A 4162-nucleotide genomic window follows, 5' to 3' on the forward strand; every position below is an offset into this window, starting at 1 on the left:
CCCTGGGCGCAGGCATGTTCGCACCCTTGAGCTGCTTGCGCAGCAGCGCAGGGAACGACGGCAGGATGGCCGCCAGCGCCGGGGAGGACGGGGTGCCGCCCGGCATCTTGTAACCCTTTTTGTCCCATGGCTGCTCGTGCGCGTCGGGGTTGGCCTTGATCCACGCCTTCGCAGCGGGGATGAGCTCATCCACGGTCGGTACGAGCCGATCCACGAGCCCAATTTCGACGGCCTTGGCCGGCTTGAACCGGGTGCCCTGGCTCAGCACGGTCATGAAGGCGTTCTGGATGCCGAGCATGCGCACGGTGCGGGTGACGCCGCCGCCACCGGGCAGCAGGCCCAGCGTGACCTCGGGCAGGCCCAGGACGCTGCCCTTGGCGTCGGCCGCGATGCGGTGATGACACGCCAGCGCGATCTCCAGGCCACCGCCAAGCGCGGCGCCGTTGATCGCGGCGACGACGGGCTTGCCGAGCGTCTCCAGGGCCCGCAGGTCCCGCTTGATCCCCTCAACGGTGCTGAAGAACTCGCCTGCGTCCTCCGGCTGGGCCTTGATCATGCCCTTGAGGTCGCCGCCGGCGAAGAAGGTCTTCTTGGCGCTGGTGATGACCACGCCGGTAATCGAATCCTTCTCGGCGACAAGGCGTTCGACGGCCTTGCCCATGGACTCGGTGTAGTGCTCGTTCATCACGTTCGCCGAGCCGGTCGGGTCGTCCAGCGTCAGGGTGACGATGCCGTCGGCATCCTTGTCCCACTGAATGGTGTTCTCTGCCATTTCTGTTCGAACCCTCTCTTAAACGCGTTCAATGATGGTCGCGACGCCCATGCCGCCGCCGATGCACAGCGTGATCAGCGCACGCCGCGCACCGCGACGCTCCAGCTCGTCGACCATGGTGCCGGTGATCATGGCGCCGGTGGCGCCGAGCGGGTGGCCCATCGCGATGGCGCCACCGTTGACGTTGAGCTTCTCGTCGGGGATGTCGAGGTCCTTCTGGAACTTCAGCACCACCGAGGCGAAGGCCTCGTTCAGCTCGAACAAGTCGATGTCGTCGACGGTCAGTCCGGCGCGGTCGAGCACCTTGCGGGTGGCCGGGGTGGGGCCGGTCAGCATGATCGTCGCGTCCGCACCACTGGTGGCAGTGGCCACGATCCGGGCCCGCGGGGTCAGCCCCTGCGAGGCACCGGCCGACTCGGAGCCGACGAGCACCAACGCGGCACCGTCGACGATGCCCGAACTGTTGCCGCCGGTGTGGACGTGGTTGATCTTCTCGATCCAGTGGTACTTCTGCAGCGCCACGTCGTCGAAGCCGCCCATCTCGCCGATCCCGTCGAACGCGGTGCGCAATTTGCCGAGGCTCTCCACCGTCGAGCCGGGCCGCATGTGCTCGTCGTGGTCGAGGATGACCAGACCGTTCTGATCGCGGACCGGGACCACCGACTTGGCGAAGTAGCCGCCCGACCACGCAGCGGCGGCCCTCTCCTGTGAGCGGACCGCATAGGCGTCGACGTCCTCGCGGGAGAAGCCCTCGATGGTGGCGATCAGGTCGGCGCCGATGCCCTGCGGGGCGATGTAGTTGTCATAGACCACCACGACGTCGCTGAACATGGCACCGCCGTCGGAGCCCATCGGAACGCGGCTCATCGACTCGACGCCGCCTGCCAGCACCAGGTCATCCCAGCCGGACCGCACCTTCTGCGCCGCGGTGTTCACGGCTTCCAGGCCGGACGCGCAGAAGCGGTTGAGCTGAACGCCGCCGACGGTGTCGGGCAGGCCCGCGGCAAGCACGGCGGTGCGGGCGATGTCCCCGCCCTGGTCGCCGACGGGCGAGACGACGCCGAGGATGATGTCGCTGATCAGGTTCTCATCCAGGTCGGGGAAGCGAACGCGCAGTTCGTCGATGAGACCCACGACCAGGTTGATCGGCTTTACCTCGTTGAGGGCGCCGTTGCGCTGCTTGCCGCGCGGTGTGCGGATCGCCTCGTAGATGAAGGCTTCTTCGGACATGGTGAATTCCTGTTCGTCAGACTGGGGGACCCTATGTCCGCAGCGTAACAGTCTCTCCCAACCGGCTGGTTGGGAGGTTGCCCATCCTCGCGAGCAAGGAAGGCGACGGCCTAGGCTGGTCCCCAATGACCGTGCGCCGCCTCGAGCCCTATGCAGTCACGATCTTCGCCGAGATGTCGGCCCTGGCCGCCCGGATCGGTGCGGTGAATCTCGGGCAGGGCTTCCCGGACGAGGACGGCCCGCCCGCGATGCTGAAGACCGCCGAGAACGCCATCGCCGAAGGGGTCAACCAGTACCCGCCCGGCCTGGGCATCGCGCCGCTGCGCGAGGCGATCGCCGCGCAACGGCAACGCCACTTCGGCGTCGAGTACGACCCGGACACCGAGGTGCTCGTCACCGTCGGCGCGACCGAGGCGATCGCGGCGGCGGTCATCGGCCTGGTGGAGCCGGGCTCCGAGGTCGTGCTGTTCGAGCCGTTCTACGACTCCTACTCCCCCGTCGTCGCGATGGCTGGGTGTCATCGGGTGACGGTCCCGCTGGTGGCCGACGGGCGGGGCTTCGCCATCGACGTCGACGCGTTGCACGCCGCGATCACGCCACGGACCAGGGCGCTGATCGTCAACTCGCCACACAACCCGACCGGCATGGTGGCCACCGACGCGGAGCTAGCCGCGATCGCGGAGGTCGCGGTGGCCCACGATCTGCTGGTGATCACCGACGAGGTGTACGAGCAGCTGGTGTTCGACGGGCGGCGCCATTTGCCGTTGGCCGGCTACCCAGGGATGGCCGGACGCACCATCACCATCTCCAGTGCCGCGAAGATGTTCAACTGCACCGGATGGAAGATCGGGTGGGCCTGCGGGGCAAGCGAACTCATCGCCGGGGTGCGCGCGGCCAAGCAGTACCTGACCTACGTCGGCGGGGCACCCTTCCAGCCCGCGGTGGCCCACGCACTGGACACCGAGGACGCGTGGGTGGCCGCCCTGCGGGAGTCGTTCCAGGCCAAGCGCTACCGGCTGGCCTCCGCGCTCACCGACATCGGCTTCGACGTGCACGACAGCTTCGGCACCTACTTCCTGTGTGCCGACCCACGCCCGCTGGGCTACGCCGACAGCACGACGTTCTGCGCCGAGCTACCGGAGCGGGCGGGGGTGGCGGCGATCCCGATGTCGGCGTTCTGCGATCCCGCCGCCCCGCACGTCGGTGACTGGAATCACCTGGTGCGCTTCGCCTTCTGCAAACGCGACGACACCATGGAGGAGGCGATCCGGCGCCTTGGCGTGCTTAGCACCAGGTAGTCAGACCTGCTTCTGCCCGGGGATGCCCTCGTAGGCGATGTCACCGGTCTTCAGGTTCGCCCTCGTCAGCTCGACCAGACCGTCGAGGAACTTCTGCCGCTCGGTCACCACGTGCTGGATCGCGACGTCGACGTTGTCCTTGGTGATCGCAGGCATGATGTAGACCGGATCGGTCTTGACCTGCTCGCCCTTGACCAACGCGTCGGCGACGGCCAGCCCGGCAGACAGTTCGACGGTGCCGTTCTGCAATGAGGTGCCGATGAACTCGCCGCTCTTGACCGCGTTCAGGCCGTCCTCGATACCGTCGATGCCGACGATCGGCATACCTGTGCGACCCGCCTCCTTGAACGCCTGCAGGGCGCCGAGGCCCATGTCGTCGTTCTGCGCGACAACGCCGTTGATCTGAGGTCCAAAGCTGGAGATCCAGTTCTTGGTCTTGTTGACGGCCTCGTCGCGCTTCCAGTTGGCGGTGTCCTTGGCCAGCACCTTGATGTCGGGGTACTTCGCCAGCACCTGGTCGATGCCCTTGCCGCGGTTGATCTCACCGGACCCACCGAGCGGGCCTTGCAGGACGACGATGTTGCCGCGGCCGCCGAGCTTGTCGGCCATCATCTGCATCTCCTGCGCACCGGCCGCCACGTCATCGGGCTGCACGTTCCCGGACAGCTCGGTGCTCTCCAACGCCGCGTTGACGGCCAGCAGCGGGATCTTCTTCGCCTTGGCCGATGCGACCTGCGGGCCAAGCGAATCCGCCTGCGCGGGAACCACGATGATCGCGTCGACGCCCTGGTTGATCAGCGAGTCGACCTGGCTGGCCTGGGTGGAGACGTCGTTGTTGGCCGAGTTCCACAGCAGCTCGATG

At 67.3% G+C, this 4162-nt stretch carries 4 protein-coding genes; 1 reads left to right on the forward strand and 3 read right to left on the reverse strand.

The features are described 5' to 3' along the window. Positions 1 to 772: enoyl-CoA hydratase/isomerase family protein (locus QOC69_RS09640; RefSeq protein WP_526438763.1), on the reverse strand; the 772-nt coding region annotated here is incomplete at its 3' end. Between the two features lie 18 nt (positions 773 to 790). Then, complete coding sequence (locus QOC69_RS09645) at positions 791 to 2002, reverse strand: acetyl-CoA C-acetyltransferase (protein WP_526438765.1); 1212 nt, start codon at positions 2000 to 2002, stop codon at positions 791 to 793. A 125-nt stretch (positions 2003 to 2127) separates the two neighbouring features. Between QOC69_RS09645 and QOC69_RS09650 the strand changes: the two genes are divergently transcribed. Further along, entirely contained in the window at positions 2128 to 3300 is a 1173-nt protein-coding gene (locus tag QOC69_RS09650; RefSeq protein WP_526438767.1) for a pyridoxal phosphate-dependent aminotransferase, read from the forward strand. Here QOC69_RS09650 and xypA read toward each other — a convergent pair. Further along, positions 3301 to 4162 (reverse strand): sugar ABC transporter xylitol/L-sorbitol-binding protein XypA (gene xypA, locus QOC69_RS09655; protein WP_526438769.1); only part of this gene is annotated, 862 nt, incomplete at its 5' end.

The organism is Mycobacterium sp., from assembly GCF_032162105.1.
In the GTDB taxonomy this organism is placed as follows: domain Bacteria; phylum Actinomycetota; class Actinomycetes; order Mycobacteriales; family Mycobacteriaceae; genus Mycobacterium.

Bases quoted from the DNA above. Each gene is read 5' to 3' on its own strand.
- QOC69_RS09645 (WP_526438765.1), bottom strand. From the start codon at position 2,002: ATGTCCGAAGAAGCCTTCATCTACGAGGCGATCCGCACACCGCGCGGC.
- QOC69_RS09650 (WP_526438767.1), top strand. From the start codon at position 2,128: ATGACCGTGCGCCGCCTCGAGCCCTATGCAGTCACGATCTTCGCCGAG.